This is a genomic window from Symmachiella macrocystis (assembly GCF_007860075.1).
Classification (GTDB): domain Bacteria; phylum Planctomycetota; class Planctomycetia; order Planctomycetales; family Planctomycetaceae; genus Symmachiella; species Symmachiella macrocystis.
The window spans coordinates 2608922-2627308 of record NZ_SJPP01000001.1; the positions used below are offsets into that span (position 1 = coordinate 2608922).

An 18387-nucleotide genomic window follows, 5' to 3' on the forward strand; every position below is an offset into this window, starting at 1 on the left:
TGGCAGGTTGGTCGGCGCCCGATGTCGAAGTGAAACCAGTGACCGGCGTCAGCGCACGCCGTGGTGATCAGCATCAAGCTGAATGTAATCGATGTTATCCGTATCCAACGTGCCATTGGACGACTCCTTGGCAGACCGGGGGGTTATTCACTTTGTGGAATCACAGCCAGGCCGGGTTCTTCAAGTGATGGGGGATCGTCCCGTGTTAAGTCATCCTCCACAGGCGCCGGTGTAGGAGGAACTGCCGGGACAGGGGTTTCAATCGGCATCACAAACTCAGCTTCCGATTGCAATCGAATCTGCCATCCCCCACCCAGTGATCGATAAACCTGGATCAGGCCTTGAGCGATTGCGCCTTGCGCATCAGCCAACGATTGTTGCCGAGTGACCAGCCGCTCTTGAATCACGACGACACGGTTATAATCCGTCAAGCCGCCCTTGTACTGTGCGAATGCTTCATGAAATGCAGCGGTTTCGGCCGAGACTGCCCGCGCGGCATCTTCGGCCTGATTCTTCGAGCGGAGGAACGAAACGAGACCATTCTCGACTTCGGCACCAGCGTTGAGAACCGTATTTTGGTAGTTGGCGATCAATTCCTGGAAGCGGGCATCTTGGACGCGGACATTGTTTGCGATGCGACCATAGTTGAGAATGGCCCATTGGAACGATGGTCCGATCGAGCCTAAAAACGCCTCGCGGTCCAAGGCATCCCCCACATGTTCCGCGGACCAACCCAGTGTGCCGTTGAGGCTGATTTGCGGATAGAAGTCGGTTTCGGCAATGCCGATCTCTTCGGACTGTGCCGCTGTCAATCGCTCGGCACGGCGGACGTCCGGGCGACGATGGATCAAGTCGGCCGGTATCCCCACCACGACTTGTTCGGGCGCGGTCGGAATCGGACCTTCGCCCAGCAACTGACTGAGATCGGTCGGCGGCATGCCCATCAGTATGCACAATTGGTTGGTCGCTTGCCGCAGGTCGATCTGCAACTGTTCGATCAACGCTTCGGTGCTCGAGACGTCGCTTTGCCCCTGGTAGACGTCGACTTCGGTCGTCTCGCCCCCTTCGTATTTAGCGGTGGCGATTTCCAAACTCTGTTTTTGTAATTTCAACGATTGCTCAGCCAGGGCGATCTGTTCTTGGATCGTGCGAATCTGCACGTAGCTGGTTGCCACATCGCCGACCAAGGTCACAATTGCCGCATCGTAGTGTTCGACGGAGGCATCGAGCACACTTTCGGAGGCTTCGATGGCCCGTCGAAAACGGCCCCAGAAATCAAGTTCCCAAGCCAACCCGAAACCGTAATTCCATTGGCTGAACCAACGCTCGGGTGTCGCAAAGCGGTTGGCGACGCCCAGGCTGACCCCCTCGCGTTGATAGCTACCCTCCATCACCTGTGTTTGCGGGAAGAACTCCCCGATCGCTATTCCCAGACGTGCCCGTGAGCGAAGCACCCGAAAACCCGCTTCGCGCACGGTCAAGTTTTGCTCATAAGCTGTGTGGATCAGACCATTGAGGACCGGATCGTTGAACACCGTCCACCAGGCGCTGTCGTCCGTGGCGTTGCTGCTAACGCGCTCATCATGCGCGTCGATCCAATGCGTGGCAACCGGTGCCGGCGGCCGCTTGTAGTCCGGTCCCACCTCAAAACCGTTGCGAATGTATTCCCCTAATGGGGTACAACCACAGCACAAGCACAGCAACGCCAATCGCAAGGTCCGGCCAACGTGGACACTCTTGCTCGATTTCTGAATCTGGCCAGCAGTCTGCGGGAGGTCCGAGCGATGATTCCGCGGCATCTGTTTCGGCTTGTGCTGCGTGCTCATGTCACCCGCCACCCTGATTTATTCGTTGGCAACTCTGCAATCTCGAATCACCATGACCAGCGCGGTGCGTTCAATCTGCACGTATGAGCAGCTGCCAACCGTTGTTCAAGCAAAAGCGCAATGACCCCGGCAACTACCGCCGTCGGTCTTTCCGTACTATCGGCAGAAGCGTTAAGGTTTATCCAGGCAAAATAACCCGGACGACACGCACGTCGAACGGTTTAGATTTTGGGATAAGAGCACCGGTCAATTCGTCATGCCGTCATCGTTAGCCGCATGACAAAGCCCCAGCCATTCCACAAGTAACATCAAGGAAAGCGGGCGCGCCATCGACGCGCCCAGAAACTTCCCCCAGCGACCTTCACAGGAGTTGGTCGACAGCGCAAAGCATGCCCGACCAACAAATACACCCGGCGGGACTCGAACCCACGGCCTACGGTTTAGGAAACCGTCGCTCTATCCAGCTGAGCTACGGGTGCGGAAGTTGGCGTCGTTATAGGGGGGGACGCCGGTAATTGGCTGACTTTTGCGTGAGCAGCTCGGCCAGCAGGCAAAATTTTATCAATCCATGGCCAGCCAAACCAGCCAGCCGTGGCGGGAACTGTCCAGCCGGTTCTCTGAACAGGACACATGGCGGCTATTCTGAGTTTGTGATATCGAGAAAGCTCTGGATTTCCTCAAATGCCTTGCCTGTTGATTTACCCAGAAGTCGAGCGGTCCGGTGTTTGCGATCGATCGGCAATCTGGCAGTGGATGATTCGGTTTGCTAAATTGGAATCATCTTCTACGATCACATGAACGAGCGGCGTTACGAGCCCGCTCTCCCCCCCTTGTGACGAACTCTCGAAAGTAATTCAATGACCACGTCAACACCCGCCACCGCTAATGTTCCCGATGCCCAGGGGCGATTTGGCGAATTTGGCCGGCGATTTGTCCCAGAAACGTTGATGCAGGCTCTGGAGCAACTCGATCAGGAATACGAATCGGCCATCCGCGATGCCTCCTTCAAGGCTGAATTGGATGACTTGTTGCGGCACTTCGTCGGACGGCCCAATCCGCTGTATTTTGCCCGGCGGCTGACTGAGCATTGTGGCGGCGCGCGGATTTTCCTCAAACGCGAGGATTTGAATCACACCGGTGCCCACAAAATCAACAATACGCTTGGCCAAGTGTTGCTCACAAAGCGGATGGGCAAAACGCGGGTGATTGCCGAAACCGGTGCCGGCCAACATGGCGTCGCCACTGCCACCGCCTGTGCGCTGTTCGGTCTGCCTTGTGTGGTCTACATGGGCGAGGAGGATGTGCGGCGACAAAAATTGAACGTGTTCAATATGCAAACGATGGGGACCGAGGTTCGTCCGGTGTGCAGTGGGTCGCGCACACTTCGCGATGCCATTAACGAAGCGATGCGGGACTGGATGGCCAGTGTTGCAGACACGCATTATATCTTAGGCTCAGTTGTCGGTCCGCACCCGTTTCCCCGCATGGTCCGCGATTTCCAATCGGTCATCGGTCGCGAAACTAAACAGCAATGCCTCGAACAAATCGGTCGGCTCCCCGATGAGGTGATCGCCTGCGTGGGAGGTGGTTCTAACTCGGCGGGCATGTTTTATCCGTTTGTGGAAGACAGTGACGTCCAGTTAACCGGCGTGGAACCGGGGGGACGCGGATCCAATCCCGGCGATCATGCTTCAACGCTCAGCTACGGTGAAAAAGGGGTGTTGCACGGCAGTTACAGCTATGTGTTGCAGGATGCGGACGGACAAACCGACGACGTACATTCCATTTCCGCCGGACTAGATTATCCCGGCGTCGGTCCCGAACATAGTTATTGGAAAGATACAGGCCGCGTGCAATACGGCCCCGTCAGCGACGATGAAGCCCTGGACGCCTTCGGTACCTTGGCCCGCTTAGAAGGCATTCTCCCGGCGCTGGAAAGCTCGCATGCCATCGCACAAGTGATTAAAACAGCAGGAGCGCGCAAGCCGGATGACGTCGTCGTCGTCTGCCTCTCGGGTCGCGGTGACAAGGACGTCTATGAGGTGGCACAGTTGATGGGCAAAGAGCTGTAGGGTGCGTCGCAAACGCTATGACGAAAAAGTTTTGCCACAGAGTTCACAGAGCACACAGAGAAAGAGACAGATTCGCACCCGTTCGCCTCAGCGGTGAGTTTTCTAGCTTAGTTTAAATCGCAGCGTACCTTGCACTGTTTTATGTGAGACGTGCGGTCTCTTCAAAAAACGCATAGTAAGGTTATCGTCATTCGACCATGTGTGGCTCGGCGGGAGCCTCGCCCTCCCGGTTGGGTTTTTATTTGTAATTGTCATTCTTCGTCTATCTTTGAAACATCAGATTCCATGGCCACAATCAACGAACACTATTCCAAGCTCGCTGCTGGATACCTCTTTCCCGAAATTGGACGTCGCGTCTCCGCATTCACGCAGGAGAATCCCGATGCCAATGTCATCCGTCTGGGCATTGGCGACGTGACCGAACCGCTGCCGGCGGCATGCGTCGCGGCGATGCATAAGGCGGTCGATGATATGTCCGTGCGGGATTCGTTCCGCGGGTATGGGCCGGAGCAAGGTTACGAGTTCCTCCGCACGGCGATTGTCGAAAACGCATTCAAACCACGCGGTGTGGAAGTTGCCGCCGATGAAGTCTTCATTTCCGACGGCTCCAAATGCGACACGGGAAATATCCTGGACATCTTTGGCGAGGACAACATCGTCGCCGTGATGGATCCGGTCTATCCGGTGTATGTCGACACGAATGTCATGGCGGGGCGGACCGGCGCCGCTGGCATAGATGGCCGTTATGAGGGATTGGTGTACGTGCCTGTTACCGCGGAGAACGATTTCGTTCCGAGTCTACCGGACGAACCGGTCGATTTGATCTACCTGTGTTATCCCAACAATCCCACGGGGACGGTCGCTTCGCGGGAGACGCTGAAGCAATGGGTCGATTATGCCCGCGCACACGATGCGATCATCTTTTTCGATGCGGCCTACGAAGCATACATCACCGATCCGGAGATTCCGCATTCGATCTATGAGATTGAAGGCGCTCGCGACGTCGCCATCGAGTTTCGCAGTTTCAGCAAGAACGCCGGATTTACGGGGACACGCTGTGCTTATACGGTCATTCCCAAGGAACTGACCGGAAAAACATCCACCGGCGAGGACCAGCCGATTCATCCGTTATGGAATCGCCGACACTGCACCAAGTTCAACGGGGTCTCCTATCCGATTCAGCGCGCAGCCGAAGCGGTCTTTACGCCAGAAGGCCAACAACAGATCAACGAGCTGATCAAGTTTTACCTCACCAATGCGGAGTTGATTCGCGCAGGCTTGGAGTCCGCGGGGATTACGGTGTACGGCGGTGTGAACGCGCCTTACGTCTGGCTGAAAACCCCCGGTGGGGCGGGTAGCTGGGACTTCTTTGACCAATTGCTGTCCAAAGGACATCTGGTCGGCACGCCCGGCAGCGGATTTGGCGCCGCCGGCGAAGGCTACTTCCGCTTGAGCGCATTCAACAGCCGCGAAAACATCGAGCAGGCGGTCGAACGGTTCCAACGCGTGGTGGGCTGAGACGGCGGATGGACATCAGTCGGGTAGATCGTGCACCAATCGCACGAGATCGACGACGGTATCGACCTTCATTTTTTCCAGCACATGCGCGCGGTGAATGTCGGCCGTTTTGGGGCTGATGCTGAGGTCGTACGCGATTTGTTTCGTGCGGCGGCCGGCGACGAGTAGCTCCATCACCTGAGTTTCCCGCGGCGTCAGCGATCGCAACCGCGCTTCGGTCGCTGACGCGCGGACTGCCTCCATACGTTGTCGCTGATCCAGCCGGATTGCTTGTTGCACGCGTTCCAGCAACAGCTCATCGTTAAACGGTTTTTCCAGGAAGTCGACCGCGCCCCCTTTGACCGCTTTGACCACATTGGGAACGTCCGCGTATCCAGAAATCACGATGGTCGGCAGCAGAATACGCCGCGCATTGAGTTCTTTCTGTAACTCCAGTCCTGTCATGTGATCCATGCAGACATCTAGAATCAAGCAACCTGGACGGCTGGGGTCGTACTCCCGCAAGAATGCTTCCGCGTTGCCGAAACATTCTGCTTGAAGGCCGGCGGACCGCAGGAGTCGCTCAAGCGACTTGCGCATGCCCGGTTCGTCATCGACGACAAACACGGTCGGGTTGGTGCTAGTAGTATTCAAAATATTTCCTCGATTCGACGTGAACAACACGCCGGATTGGATTCGTCAAACGTGCTACACACCTGATTGGTCTGGAGCCGATTCTGCGACATTGCAGGGGAGCGTGAACGTAAATGTCAGACCGTAATCCGCGTTGGGCGACGCGCGCAATTGGCTGCCGTGCGAACCTACGATGGAACGACAGATACTCAATCCCATCCCCATGCCGTTTTTTTTGGTTGTAAAATAAGGCGAAAAAATCTTTGCGTATAAATCGGGAGACAAATTTTTGCCGTTGTCGGCGATGCTAACAAGAACGCCGGTTTCCACCGCTCGTGCCCGCACGACCACCTCCCGTTCACTGCGGCGATCCTCCAGCAACGCATCAAAGGCGTTACGGACTAGGTTGACGACGACCTGCTGGATCTGGATTCGTTCGACGTACACTTCCGGTAAATCCTCTTCTAAATCGAGCCGTAGGACAATTCCATGCCGTCGGATGTCCGAATCGAACAAGCGGGTCACTTCGTGGACGAGGTCGCGCAGATCAACGGCTGTCCGATTGGGTTCGGCCTTGGATGCAAATCGGTGCAGACTGTGCAAGATCTCTCCGGCGCGCATCGCTTCGGCGGCAATCTCCTCGATGATCTCCAACACTTCGTGATTGGGCAGCGTCCCGTTCCGTAGACTGCGGGCGACCGCATGCGCGTTATTAGCGATCGTCCCCAGCGGTTGATTGATTTCGTGTGCCAGGCCTGAGGCCATTTCGCCCATCGTCCCCAGTCGGAGCACATGCGCCAAATCGGCATGCAGTTGCCGCGTCCGTTCTTCAGCGCGCCGCCGCACGGTGATATCGCGATCGATGGCAATAAAGCCCGTGGGGTTTCCGCTGGGATCATTGACGAGCGAAATCACCGTTTCAGCCCAGAACTTGGTGTCATCGGTGCGATGCTGGCGAAACTCGCCGTGCCAGGATCCCATTTCGCGAACCTGCGCCATCCGCCGAAGTTCTCCTTGCGAACCATCCGAACGGGCGACTTGTGTAATCGGCTTGCCAACCACTTCATCGGATTGATAACCGTAAAGGTTTTCAGCTCCCTTGCCCCAATAGACGATTCGGCCGTCCAGGTCGGTCGCTACCACCGACTCGCGCACGCTATCGAGCAATTGGGCATGAAAACGTAACTGTCGGTTGGCGTCGACCAGCTCGGTCGTCCGTTCTTGCACGCGTTGTTCCAGCGCGTCGTGCGCGGCTTGGATTTTGGCTTCGACCCGTTTACGGTCTGTGATGTCATCGTAAATATAAGAGAACCGGGGCCGTTTTTCCGGAGACTTACCGATCATTTTGACCGTTCCTGATAGCCAACGCCGGCTAGGGTCATCAGGCCGCATGTATTCGAAACGGACCGTCTCGCCGGTCTGTTCCGCTTCTTGATACTTGGCGACCCACAGCGCGCTCTCAGCCGGACTGATGCCAATTTCGCGAGCGGTTTTGTTTTTCATCGCTTCGGGAGTGGTACCCAGGTGCTGGGCCGTTGCCTCGTTTTCGGAGATCCAACGAATGTCGTCGCCGTCCAACTCGACGACTCCCATTAACATCAGTCCACTCTCATAGAAGCTACGGAGGATCGATTCCCGCTCTTCCAGGATCATCTTGGCGCGTTTTTGCGAAGTGATGTCGCGTGATGTGCCGATCATGCCCCGCGCTTTGCCTTTGTCGTCCTTGAGCAGCCAGCGGGTCGATTCCAACCACCGCACTTCACCGTCGGAGCGAATGATTCGATATTCGTGCGGACTACTGGGGACCCCGCGGAAAATCTGCCACAGTCGATCTCGAACAGCGACGCGGTCATCAGGATGCACGGTTTCTAGAAACGATTCCTTCGTCGGTACGAATGTTTCCGGTGACCGTCCATGCATGCGGTACAGCTCTGCCGACCAGATTACAATTTTTTCACCGCGTTTCCATTCAAAGCTTCCCACGCGGGCGATCTTTTGCGAAGCGGCCAACAACCGCTCGCTTTCGCGTAGCTGAATTTCCGTTTCCCGCCGTGCAGTGATGTCGGTCACCACCGACAGCGAACCGTCGAATCTGCCTTGTGCGTCAAACAGCGGCGTGGGGGAAAAGATTGCCGAGACATGCCGGCCTGTCCCGCTGGTCCAGGTCATCTCATATTGGGAGGCACCGCCGATGCTGCGTTTGGCGAATTGTTCGGCAAGAATCTCATGGTTTTCCGCTCCCACAATATCCCACATCGACCGGCCAATCACTTCCTCCATCTTGGTGCCGCCGATTTGGCAGAGTTGTTCATTCACCGAACGGACAATTCCTTGAGGATCGACGACGATTAGCCCATCCTTCATGATCTTGGCCAGTTGGCCGTTGACGATCTCCGTATTTTTTATCTCGTATTCGGCCTGTTCGCGGCTGGAACGGACCCGGGCGACGACTTGCAGTTCGTACACGGAATCGTCGGCATTCATGACGGGTGTCACAAATCCGTGCTGCCATCCCGATTGCCCCTCCGTCCGAACAACCTCGCAAACGTGCGACGTGACTTGCGGTTTCTGGAACAAGGATTCCATCTTGGCGCGCGCCCGATCCCGTAGCGCAGGCTCGAGAAACATTACATAGTCGCGGCCCAGCAGTTGCTCCTCAGATTCGTTGAAGTATTCACAGAACATGCGATTGACGAACGTCAGCGACAACGACTCGTCGATGCGGCAAATAATCTCCGTTTGGTTGTTGACGATCGATTCATACCGCTGTTCTCTTTCGGCGATGGCATCGCGGCTCAACTTCAGTTGCGCGGTTTCTTTTTCAAGCTCCTCGATCCGCGCGCGTAATTCCGCAGTCAAGTCCGCGCCGGTCTCAAAAGCTTGTGACATCTCATGTCCTTTTCAATTGCAACGTCCGCTATGCACCCTGAACAGTCTTCTCTTCTATTATTTCCCGTTCCATGTCTGGGCACCACCCAAGTTCCCGATTTTCGGCCATGAGCGGCCGCATTGGGCAGGGAGAAATTTACCATGGCGGTGAAAATCTTACATCGATTGTCGCCAGCAACGCATCTCGCTAGAGCGATTCTAAAAAAACCAAATTACGTAAGTGCAGTCAGGGTCCGATCTCCAAATATCTCAATCTCAGCTGCCAGAAAGGTTCTCGGCAAACCGGCACGGCAACTGCATTAGTCCCCTTCAGAACACGACGGGAATCAATCTCAAGTGTTCTTACAGAGTCTATAAGCTGGTTTTATCATTTTGAGCGGTGGAGAGAGTTAACGAGTGCAGGCCGTTACGCTAGGCCCGATCATCCCTTGATCACCGACGTTTGTCCGCCCCGGCGAACAATGTCGTTTAAAAACCGTAACAGCTCAGCTCGGAAAATGAAAAACCGGCAAATTATTGTCACACCAGCCCGAGGAGTCGGGCTTATCACACCCCACATCACACCCCCCGATCACATCCCCTACAGGCCGAAAGGACCCCCCGCCTCCTTTCGGCCTCTCGCCTTTCTTTGGGGCCGCTAACTGTCCGGTATGCTTGCAATTCTGGCTGCCCTCGCCGAATTTTCTCTTAGTCACCGCTTGATAATACGTGGTGAACCACTTCGCGTATCGGGTGTCATGACTCTGAAGAGGAGATTCCCTTCTTGATTGCACACAGGCAGCGACCTAAAATACTAATACAAGATAATTCAAAACCCTCTGATGCGTCCCGCTGTCACGGGGCTGCAAGTTTGTAGCACCTACGCAACTAGATTTTGAAACGGATTCTCGTCAGCGACGAATCTTAACCACGTATTTCAAATTGAAAGGCGGCAACTTCACTTGGCAGATCCTAAACGCGAGGAATTGAGCGTCCAGCAACGACGAGCGGTGCTGGTCGCCGTGGTGCTTCCCGAGCAAGAAGCGAGCGAACTTCATCCTCTGGACGAGCTGAAGGGGTTGGTGAAAACCGCAGGTGTCGAGGTCGTGGGCACGCTGACGCAGCATCGCAAGCGTCCCGACCTCAAGACCTATCTCGGCAAAGGCAAGGTTGAGGAGCTGGAAATGCTCGTCAAAATGCAAGATGCCGAGTTGGTCATCTTCGACAACAACCTCACCCCCGCTCAGGGACGCAATCTGGAAGCCGCGCTCGATGTGGTCATCGTGGATCGTAGCGAACTGATTCTCGACATCTTCAATACGCACGCGCGGACCTATGAAGCCAAACTTCAAGTCGAGCTGGCGCAATTGCTCTATCAGCGAACCCGACTGAAACGGATGTGGACTCACTTGTCGCGGATCGAAGGGGGGATTGGTAGCAAGGGGCCGGGTGAACAGCAACTCGAAACCGACCGCCGGTTGATCGACAAACGGGTTTCGGAATTGAAGCGCAAGCTGAAAGTCGTCGAAAAACGCCGGGCCCGCATGGTCTCCGCACGGGATGATCAGATGACCGTCTCACTGGTGGGCTACACCAACGCCGGAAAAAGCACGCTGATGAACACCGTAACCGGTGCGGGCGTGCTAGTCGCCGATCAACTGTTTGCCACGCTCGATACACGGACGCGACGGTGGAACGTACCGCATTGCGGGGACGTGCTGCTCAGCGATACCGTCGGATTCATCCGCGATTTACCGCACAATCTGGTCGCCTCGTTCAAATCCACATTGGAAGAAGTCCGCAACGCGGATCTGTTGTTGCACGTTGTGGATGGCACGCACGTCGATGCCGAACAACACATCGCCACCGTCAACGAAGTCCTCAAGGAAATCGGTGTTGATGGCTCGGAAGCGATCCTGGTTCTCAACAAAATCGACGCCATTCACGACCGGTCGGTGTACGATGTCCTGCGGTTGGCGCATCCGGAGGCAATTTCCGTCAGTGCGGCCGAGGGAACCGGTCTGGCGGCGTTAGCGGAACGAGTTGCCGAGCGTCTGGGAGATGGGTATCTCGATGCGGAAGTCGAAACCTATGTCGGCAACGGACGGCTACTGGCCTATCTCGCCGCTCACGCCGATATCACCGAGACCGACTATTCTCAAGAATCACGCGTGACGGTCAGTTGCCGTATTCCGCGTCGGTTTTTGCACGGTGTCGAAGGTGACGATACGAACGTCGCCCTGCTCAATGGATACGCCCCACCAGCCGACGAGAATGGTTTTTCGATCGACGAGCCCATCGCGATTGAAGAAAACGAATTCAGCGCGCAATAAAAAAACAGGCCGCAGCGACAAAGATCATGTCGCGCGGCCTGTTGTATTCACTTCGCTGGCAGATAGGTTTCACTGCCCGGTTTGCTTAGGCGGAGAAGCTGCTTCCGCAACCGCAACTCTTCACAGCATTGGGATTGTCGAACGTAAATCCGCGTTTGTCGAGACCTTCGTAGAAGTCGACCGTGGTGCCATCGAGGAACAAGTCGCTCCGCTTGTCGACGGCGACAGTCACACCGTGTTGCTCGGTGATGTGGTCTTTGGCAGCGTCGGAATCCGTGTCGAATCCCAAGCTGTACTGGTATCCGCTACACCCGCCGCCGGCGACACCGATTCGTAAAACCGTGTTGTCCGGGTGTTTTTGATCGGAAATGACCCGCTGAATTTCACTGGCGGCTTTTTCGCTAATGATGACTGACATGACTCTGTAGGCTCCGTTTTGATTTCGATTTTCAACAATCGATCACGACCGAATTGACACACCATCCAACGCGTTTGGTGCTGCAATTCATTATAGCAACGTCCGGCGAACGGAAAAAGCCGAGCATGACCTTGCAGGGAAATCACAGCTGGCGGGTCTCTGTAATGCCCTATGTGGAAGGAGGTTGCGGCGAATTACCTTGCCGTGAACCCATGTGGATTATGCCCTGTCTTCCCAACAGGACTTTTCTAAATTTGCATGACCTGTTGACCGTGGGTAAAGTAGACGATCCGCTGCATTGTTAAAAAAACGATCACGATTTCCCCCGCGCGAGGGACGGTTTTCATGTCTGACCAGCCACCAATCACCCCGCTCAGCGACGCCGAACCGGGTCAACAGGCCGATTGTTTTGTCGTGCTGGCTGCCAAGGATCGTGCCAAAACACGTGACGGCAAGCCGTATTTCCGAGTTAGCTTTCGTGATGCGGCGCGCAAAGCGACCGCTATGATTTGGAACGACACGCGCTGGTTCGCCGATTGCGAGTCGTCGTGGCAGGCGGGCGGTTTTTATAAGATCCGCTGCCGCTACGAAGAAAACCAATACGGCCCGCAAATTGATCTGTTGCAAATCCGCGAAGTCACCGACGACGATGCCGACGACGGTTTTGACCCCGCTGATTTTTTCGTCACGACACGTTTCGATCCGCAGGAGATGTTCACCGAATTGTTGGACATTGTAGACGAGCACATCACCGACGCACCGCTTAAGCAACTCGTTGTGAATCTCTTGAAAGACAATGAAGCACAGATCAAAGACTCAGCTGCCGCTGTCCGCAACCATCACGCCTTTCGCGGCGGGTTTTTAGAACACGTCCTCTCCGTCACGCGGACCTGTCTGTATTTGGCGGACAAATATCTTGCCTACTATCCCGAGACCGATCCGCCGCTCTCCAAGTCGCTGGTCGTTGCTGGTGGGATTTTGCATGACATCGGCAAGCTCCGCGAGTTGGAATCCCAACCGCAAGGATTCGCCTATACCGCCGAGGGACGTTTGGTCGGGCATATTTTGTTGGGCCGCGATATCGTGCGGGAATATGCCAGTGCCATTGATGAATTGGATGCCGAGACATTATTACGGTTAGAACATATTATTATCGCGCATCAAAACCTGCCCGAATGGGGTTCGCCGATCGCACCGCACACACCGGAATCGTTGCTGGTGCACTATGCGGATGACATCGATGCCAAGTATCATATGATGGCGACCGCCTTGGAATTGCCGCCCGAGGAGGGGGAAGAATTCACCCCCCGAGACAACCCGCTACGGCGGTCCATCTTCCGCGGCTTAACCGAGTAGGTCAGGCTCCCGCCTGACGACCCAACCCAAACGCGTTCTACACAACCGGATCGACTCCCCCATTTGCGTCAGGCGGCTGCCTGACCTACGACTGATTGAAGCGACGAAACATGCGATTTACAAAGATGCACGGGGCGGGAAATGACTACGTCTACGTGAATTGTTTTGACGAGCAGCCGCCGGCAGATATTACCGCTACGGCGATCGCCATGAGTGATCGGCACAAGGGAATCGGCGCCGATGGTCTGATCCTGATTTGCCCGTCGGAACAAGCCGATGCTCGTATGCGGATGTTCAATGCCGATGGCAGCGAATCGGAAATGTGCGGCAACGGCATCCGCTGTGTCGCCAAGTACGTCTATGACCACGGCATTTGTAGCCAAGAAAATCTGAAGATCGAAACCGGCAACGGGGTCTTGGATTTGCAATTAGAAGTCAGCGGTAGCATCGCACATCGCGTCCGCGTGAATATGGGACGTCCAATTCTCAAAAGCAGCGACATCCCCACCTCGCTCGCCGGTGATCCGCCGGTGAACGTTCCGTTGCACGTCGCCGGTCGCGATTTGATGGTCACCTGTGTGTCGATGGGCAATCCGCACTGTATTACATTCATCGATGAATTGAGCGACGAATGGGTGTACGGCGTTGGGCCCGAAATCGAGAATCACCCAGCGTTCCCCAATCGCGTGAACGCCGAATTTATCCAGGTTGTTTCGCCAACTGAAATCAACATGCGCGTCTGGGAACGCGGGTCAGGAGAAACCCAAGCCTGCGGCACCGGAGCATGCGCATCATTGGTGGCGGGCGTTTTAGCCGGACTCACCGAGCGGCGCGTGCTGTGCCATCTGCTGGGTGGCGATTTAGAACTGGAATGGTCCGAGACCGACGAGGTCTTCATGACGGGCGAAGCGGTTGAGGTGTTTCACGGTAAATGGCCTGTGGGGTGATGCTTAGCGACCCACGGCATTGGTTAACAATAAATGTCAGACTCTGAGTGGCTGGGGACGAGCATTTGCTCGCCCCCAGGTCGTTTGACATCCCTCCGCCCAATAAACTGGGGGCGGACTTCGTCCGTCCCCAGCCACCCAGATTGTAGGGTTGGCGCTGAGCCGGTCGATATTTAGTCCATTGGTGGGATATTCGTTCCGTCCCCTGAGTCATTGTGCCAAGTGATGAATGGTGGCGGCGCATGCTTTGCGCGAAAGAACTCCACCGCTCGCTCGACAGTTGAAACTGGCAATGCCCACAATCGTGGATATTCATCGCGCTGTCCATTGGAGAGACAATACTCAACCGTCGCCTTGGGATCCCCGTCATAGTCGGGATTCCGTGAGCTGAACCCCGCGTCGCCACTCTCGCGCAGATACATCAGCCAACCCACATCGCCATTGATCAAGGCGCATAGAGACTGGCCCTCTGGTGCCTCAACCCAGACTTCGCGAAACTTATCATCGGGGGCGCTCATGTGAACCATTCTTGTTTTAACCTATTCCCAGGCTCCCGCTAGGAAACTGGTATCGATCTAAACCGCTTCGAGCCGAATTGTTCACCAAATGGCGCGAATGGTGCACTCGATAAGTACTCCCAGTATTGCGCCCATCCCCGCTAAGCAGACAAAACCCTGTAACAGCCTCGGCGTTGGAGGCACAAAGGTTTTCCAGACGTACAATGCGATAATCGCCATCCCGGCCCCAGCGACGGGATGAATCCATATGCTTGCAAATACCGGAACGGCGATACACGCGGCGAAAAGCAATACCAGCAGCACGAGATTGAACATCATCCCGTTTTTATTGCCGTACGACCCTAATGTTGGATTCAATTCGCTGTCTGTCATCATCGAAAGTCACAACTGCCTGATAAATTGCGAAGAATAAAAAATGCATCTGCGGGATGGTTGATCATTCCTTGCTGCGAATCATTTTCCTCTATGTGGAATGTTCATTTCTTCAATGAGGGGCGCAAGGAGCACTGTCATGCACAGCATGACCTACGGATTGCTCAGAGCTTGGGGATACATTTGCAGCTGGTTCCCAGTGGTTCGTCGGCTTGGGCCCAGACGCCGCGATAGAGTTGCCGGTAGCCGTCGGCTTCTTCGGTTTTGCCTTGCAACTCAAGTGCGCGGCTGAGGCCGTAGAGCGACCAGCCGTTGCGGGGCCATTTGGCTAGGTCTTCGCGGTAGACGCGTTCGGCATCGGCATATCGTTTGTCAGACAGGTAGACCGCTCCGAGCGTGTGGCGAACCGGCTGCAGCCATTGGGGTGGTTCGCCGTAATTCAAACGATCCTCGATCACCGCCGCTTGTTCGAGAAGTTCGGCCGAGGTTTTCCAGTCCCCTTGTTGCAGCGCGATTTCGGCGGCAATGAAAAATTCACTGACTTCTAGAATCGTGTGCGCCGGATCGCCGAATGCCATATGCTCTGCGGGAATTGCCGCTTTAGCTTTGCGGAATTCGGCCTGTTCGCGGACAGCAGCGGGGAAATCTTTCTTGGCTGCATAAGCGACCGCACGATGCGCCCGCCAGATGGCTGTGGTGATAGGAAGGTACTCCGGCGGTTGCTCTTCGGCCAGAATCGCATCCCAGCGGCCGAATCGTTTTTGCACGTCATAGACCGAACACATCCACAAATCGATGATTGGTCCGACGACTTCGAGCACTTCCGGGGGAGTGTTGTCCCACGTCGCCCGGGCCGCGGCCAACGCCTGTTTTTCGCGGCCGGTCATCATCGAGGTGAATGCCAGCATGTGAGCGTTGTGTACCATGTAGGTATGTTGCATCGCATGGTTTGCGGAGCGCGCACGGTATTTGGTGTCGGAACGCAGCGCCTTTTGATTTTGCACGATGGCTTCGTCCCAAAATCCGGTTTTCACATGAATGTGCGACGGCATGTGCAACATGTGTCCGCTGGCGGGGACCAGATCGCTGAGTCGTTTGGCTGAGGGGAGCGCGCGGTAAGGATTTTTGCTTGGTTCCACAGCATGAATGTAGTAGTGATTGGCGCCGGGATGCTCGGGTTCTATTTCCATCACTCGTTCGAGCGTGGCGATGATCTTGTCGGTGCCCTCGGCCGGCGTTTGATCGAGTGCGTATAACTGCCACGGTTTTTGGACCATCAATGCTTCTGCGTAAAGCGTGCCGACATCGGCATCGTCGGAATACGTTTCCCAGACTTTTGCCATCGCATCGGCATAAGCCTGTTCCAGCCCGGTTCGGTCCTCCGGCCATGGCTTGGCGTAGCGGTGACCGAGCGCCTCGATGAGCGCGCGTTCGACGGGCGTCGTGTTTTCGATGCGGGTCTGTGCCTGTTGCAGTGCATCCCAAGCGGCGGCGGAGCGCTCTTCGGTCATGATTTCGTCGTTGTAGTTTGGGCCTTCGCAAAAAGCGATGCCCCACCAAGCCATCGCGCACTGGTCATCCAATTCCGCTGCACGCCGAAACGAGCGGATGGCCTCGTCGTGGTTGAACGAATACATCCACGTGAGTGCTTGGTTGAAATACTTTTGGGCTTCGGGCGAATTAGTCGTGATCGCGCGGCGATGCGGCCCCATCCCTTCGAAGAGTTGCGGTTGATCGGTTGGCCCGGCGGGAGCCGATCGTTCGGCGACTGCCTCCTGCCCGATGGCAGTAGAGAACCATTCCCCGGCAGTCCAACCGCAGCATGCCAGTGCCACCACCAATATTGAAATGCAAGCAAATTTCTTCATCACGATTCCCTTCAACGAACGATTGAATTGACAAACGTGGTATGAGCGTACGGTATTGGGTGGAACCCAATTGGTAATCGAAAATAGGCTGAGGCTTGCCCTGAGAATATCCTATCCGGACAAGCGAAGGAATCCAAAAGTTCGTCCGTTTTTAGTATTCGACATCGGTGGGACACGGCGAGCGTGGCTGCTCAATCCAGTTTGACGCAGTCGTGATTCAATATAGCCCAGCCAGCGGTTGGCCTTCGCTGATTGCGAAGGGGCGGCCGAAACCATCGGTGTAGTGTGCTGCCGGGTCGATGCCCAGTGCGGCGAACATTGTCGCCGTAACATCCGCGGGACCGGTTTTTTCAACCGTGGGGAACGCCGCAATTTTGTCGGATGCTCCGTAAACCATTCCCGGTTGAATACCCGCTCCAGCCATGACGATGGAATAGACCGCTCCCCAATGTTTCCGCCCCGGCGTCTGTCCCGCAAAACTTTTTTCGAAAGCAATGCGCGGCGCGCGGCCGAATTCTCCCATGCAGACCACTAATGTGGTGTCCAACAGGCCGCGGTTTTCCAAGTCCTCGAGCAATGCCGAGAACCCTAAATCGAAGCGCGGCATCAGGTAGTTTTTCATCGCCACGAAAATGTCGTTGTGCGTATCCCAACCGTAGAGGTCGGTATCGTTGGGCGCGTCGTCTTGCCCCCGCGCATTCTGATTAAAAAAGACTGTGACCCAAGGCACCTCGGCCTCGACCAAACGGCGGGCGAGCAAGCAGGCTTGTCCCGCACGATTGCGGCCGTAGCGATCACGCAATGCGTCGGATTCTTGCGTGAGGTCAAACGCGTCGCGGCAGTTCGGCGAGGCGAGCATGCGATACGCCTGTTCGTACAAACCGCCCACATCTCCGATGGGCTGGCCGCGATCGAGTTGTTTGGTAAAACCGTCGATGCTCTCCAGCAAGGTCTTCCGTGCATCGAGGCGTACCGTGGGCAAGTTCGGTTGCTGCGAAAGTCCGGGCAAGCCGACCGCTTTCTCGTGTACGTCGCCTAACAGGAGCGGATCGTAATCTCGCCCCAGTAAGCCCCCGGATTGTCCCGGACCGGCGATTAAGGGGACAAACGCGGGACCGTTGATGTGCACAGCGGAGTACGGAAACTGAGACGTGGGCCGTACCCGCGCCAGTATCGATCCGTGCGTGGGCGCGTCGGTGGATGCGGGGAGAGGGTTGGAGGATTTGCGCGTATGAAATCGGCCCGTCAGCGCCAAGTAAGTTGCGGAGCCATGGTCGAGATCATCGTGCGACATGCTACGGATGATCGCATACCGGTCGGACAACTTGGCCAGTCGCGGAAAATATTCGGAAACCAATGTTCCGGGAACAGCTGTGGGGATGGCGGCGAATTCGCCGCGAATAGCAGCGGGGGCTGCCGGTTTGGGATCCCAGGTTTCCAGTTGGCTTTGTCCGCCGTTGGCATAGACCACAATCACCGACTTAGCCCGCCCAAAACCGGGGACTTGTTGTGTCGACTCCGCCTGAAGCGGCGCGGCGCCGACAAACGGCCACATCAGCCCGCCGAGTCCGCCAATCCGCAACAATTCGCGGCGGCTCGTCGAGGGCAACAATCCCTGCTCGTCGGTGGTCAAGCGCAGCACGTTCAGTCGTCCAGCATGAGGAGTGTTCGTGAGTTTA

General features: G+C 55.9%; 13 protein-coding genes and 1 tRNA gene. 5 read left to right on the forward strand and 9 right to left on the reverse strand.

Translation table 11 applies throughout. The features are described from left to right. Positions 1 to 143: 143 nt before the first annotated feature. The gene (locus CA54_RS10085; RefSeq protein WP_146370649.1) at positions 144 to 1826 is read right to left on the reverse strand and encodes an efflux transporter outer membrane subunit; all 1683 of its coding nucleotides are present in this window, start codon (positions 1824 to 1826) and stop codon (positions 144 to 146) included. Between the two features lie 405 nt (positions 1827 to 2231). Next, a tRNA-Arg gene (locus CA54_RS10090) sits at positions 2232 to 2305 on the reverse strand. Positions 2306 to 2683: 378 nt separating this feature from the next. On the opposite strand from CA54_RS10090, the gene trpB reads away from it, so the two are divergent. After that, on the forward strand, positions 2684 to 3898 hold the full coding sequence (trpB, locus tag CA54_RS10095; protein WP_146370650.1) for a tryptophan synthase subunit beta: 1215 nt from the start codon (positions 2684 to 2686) through the stop codon (positions 3896 to 3898). A 285-nt stretch (positions 3899 to 4183) separates the two neighbouring features. After that, entirely contained in the window at positions 4184 to 5416 is a 1233-nt protein-coding gene (locus CA54_RS10100) for an LL-diaminopimelate aminotransferase (protein ID WP_146370651.1), read from the forward strand. Between the two features lie 15 nt (positions 5417 to 5431). Here the strand turns inward: CA54_RS10100 and CA54_RS10105 are convergent, their stop codons facing one another. Both CA54_RS10105 and CA54_RS10110 read right to left on the reverse strand, forming a co-directional pair. Next, a complete protein-coding gene (locus CA54_RS10105) occupies positions 5432 to 6049 on the reverse strand; it encodes a response regulator transcription factor (protein WP_197532347.1) in 618 nt (205 codons plus the stop codon). Positions 6050 to 6103: 54 nt separating this feature from the next. Continuing rightward, positions 6104 to 8917, reverse strand: coding sequence for a PAS domain-containing sensor histidine kinase (locus CA54_RS10110; RefSeq protein ID WP_146370652.1), 2814 nt, complete (start codon positions 8915 to 8917; stop codon positions 6104 to 6106). 941 nt (positions 8918 to 9858) lie between these two features. Here CA54_RS10110 and hflX point away from each other — a divergent pair. Continuing rightward, entirely contained in the window at positions 9859 to 11229 is a 1371-nt protein-coding gene (gene hflX, locus CA54_RS10115) for a GTPase HflX (protein WP_146370653.1), read from the forward strand. A gap of 85 nt (positions 11230 to 11314) precedes the next feature. Here the strand turns inward: hflX and CA54_RS10120 are convergent, their stop codons facing one another. Then, positions 11315 to 11647 carry a HesB/IscA family protein gene (locus tag CA54_RS10120; RefSeq protein WP_146370654.1) on the reverse strand — a complete coding sequence of 111 codons (333 nt, stop codon included), beginning with the start codon at positions 11645 to 11647 and terminating at the stop codon, positions 11315 to 11317. A gap of 345 nt (positions 11648 to 11992) precedes the next feature. Between CA54_RS10120 and CA54_RS10125 the strand changes: the two genes are divergently transcribed. Continuing rightward, on the forward strand, positions 11993 to 13003 hold the full coding sequence (locus CA54_RS10125) for a 3'-5' exoribonuclease YhaM family protein (RefSeq protein ID WP_146370655.1): 1011 nt from the start codon (positions 11993 to 11995) through the stop codon (positions 13001 to 13003). Between the two features lie 110 nt (positions 13004 to 13113). After that, positions 13114 to 13950, forward strand: coding sequence for a diaminopimelate epimerase (gene dapF, locus CA54_RS10130; protein WP_146370656.1), 837 nt, complete (start codon positions 13114 to 13116; stop codon positions 13948 to 13950). Between the two features lie 173 nt (positions 13951 to 14123). Here dapF and CA54_RS10135 read toward each other — a convergent pair whose 3' ends face one another. From CA54_RS10135 to CA54_RS10150, 4 genes are all read right to left on the reverse strand, one after another. Then, positions 14124 to 14468: an Imm1 family immunity protein gene (locus CA54_RS10135; RefSeq protein WP_146370657.1), complete on the reverse strand. Its 345-nt coding sequence runs from the start codon at positions 14466 to 14468 to the stop codon at positions 14124 to 14126. Between the two features lie 81 nt (positions 14469 to 14549). Next, positions 14550 to 14843 carry a hypothetical protein gene (locus CA54_RS10140; protein WP_146370658.1) on the reverse strand — a complete coding sequence of 98 codons (294 nt, stop codon included), beginning with the start codon at positions 14841 to 14843 and terminating at the stop codon, positions 14550 to 14552. 161 nt (positions 14844 to 15004) lie between these two features. Further along, positions 15005 to 16708 (reverse strand): tetratricopeptide repeat protein, encoded by a 1704-nt coding sequence (locus tag CA54_RS10145; RefSeq protein WP_146370659.1) that lies wholly within the window; start codon positions 16706 to 16708, stop codon positions 15005 to 15007. A gap of 217 nt (positions 16709 to 16925) precedes the next feature. Further along, positions 16926 to 18350, reverse strand: coding sequence for a DUF1501 domain-containing protein (locus CA54_RS10150; protein WP_231963025.1), 1425 nt, complete (start codon positions 18348 to 18350; stop codon positions 16926 to 16928). Positions 18351 to 18387: the final 37 nt, after the last annotated feature.

Excerpts from the sequence above, each read along its gene's own strand:
- CA54_RS10125 (WP_146370655.1), top strand. The coding sequence starts at position 11,993 with ATGTCTGACCAGCCACCAATCACCCCGCTCAGCGACGCCGAACCGGGT.
- CA54_RS10135 (WP_146370657.1), bottom strand. The coding sequence starts at position 14,468 with ATGAGCGCCCCCGATGATAAGTTTCGCGAAGTCTGGGTTGAGGCACCA.
- CA54_RS10100 (WP_146370651.1), top strand. The coding sequence starts at position 4,184 with ATGGCCACAATCAACGAACACTATTCCAAGCTCGCTGCTGGATACCTC.
- CA54_RS10120 (WP_146370654.1), bottom strand. The coding sequence starts at position 11,647 with ATGTCAGTCATCATTAGCGAAAAAGCCGCCAGTGAAATTCAGCGGGTC.
- CA54_RS10145 (WP_146370659.1), bottom strand. The coding sequence starts at position 16,708 with ATGAAGAAATTTGCTTGCATTTCAATATTGGTGGTGGCACTGGCATGC.
- CA54_RS10085 (WP_146370649.1), bottom strand. The coding sequence starts at position 1,826 with ATGAGCACGCAGCACAAGCCGAAACAGATGCCGCGGAATCATCGCTCG.
- CA54_RS10140 (WP_146370658.1), bottom strand. The coding sequence starts at position 14,843 with ATGATGACAGACAGCGAATTGAATCCAACATTAGGGTCGTACGGCAAT.
- trpB (WP_146370650.1), top strand. The coding sequence starts at position 2,684 with ATGACCACGTCAACACCCGCCACCGCTAATGTTCCCGATGCCCAGGGG.
- CA54_RS10110 (WP_146370652.1), bottom strand. The coding sequence starts at position 8,917 with ATGTCACAAGCTTTTGAGACCGGCGCGGACTTGACTGCGGAATTACGC.
- dapF (WP_146370656.1), top strand. The coding sequence starts at position 13,114 with ATGCGATTTACAAAGATGCACGGGGCGGGAAATGACTACGTCTACGTG.